Source organism: Metalysinibacillus jejuensis (genome assembly GCF_003057615.1).
GTDB classification, from domain to species: domain Bacteria; phylum Bacillota; class Bacilli; order Bacillales_A; family Planococcaceae; genus Metalysinibacillus; species Metalysinibacillus jejuensis.
This window is the reverse complement of record NZ_QAFW01000162.1, coordinates 1-504: the sequence shown is the minus strand read 5'-3', so window position 1 is coordinate 504 and position 504 is coordinate 1. Positions and strand designations below refer to the sequence as shown.

1 protein-coding gene is annotated in these 504 nt (G+C 56.2%); it reads left to right on the top strand.

Going from position 1 to position 504, the window contains the following annotated elements:
• Positions 1–504, top strand: a 504-nt coding sequence (locus DDE80_RS14685; protein ID WP_201261553.1) for a ribonucleotide-diphosphate reductase subunit beta, incomplete at both ends; no start/stop codon positions are given.

The window sequence follows — 504 nt, the reverse complement described above, 5'->3', positions numbered from 1 at the left end:
GCTGTGGCAAACACGTGGTTTCCCAACGAGATTCAGCTCGATGAGGACCTTGCCGACTTTGCCCGGATGACCCCAGACGAGCACCATGCCTTGACCCACCTCATGAGCTACTTCAACCCCAATGAGCTGCTCGTCAACAAAGCGCTGGCTTTTGGGGTCTACCCCTATGTCAACGCTGCCGAGTGCCACCTATACCTGGCCAAGCAGATGTGGGAGGAGGCCAACCACTGTATGGCCTTCGAGTATGTCCTCGAAACCTTCCCGATTGACCGCGACGAGGCCTACCGATCCCACATCCACGTCCCCTCAATGGCTCGCAAGGAAGCTTTCGAGGTGGCGTTCATCAAGCGGATGACCGAGCAGACTCTTGATATCACCACCGTCGAGGGTAAGCAGGACTTCGTGCGCAACCTGATTGCCTACAACATTATCCTCGAGGGGATTTGGTTCTACTCCGGCTTTATGGTCGCATTGTCGTTCCGTCAGCGGAACCTCCTTCGCAAC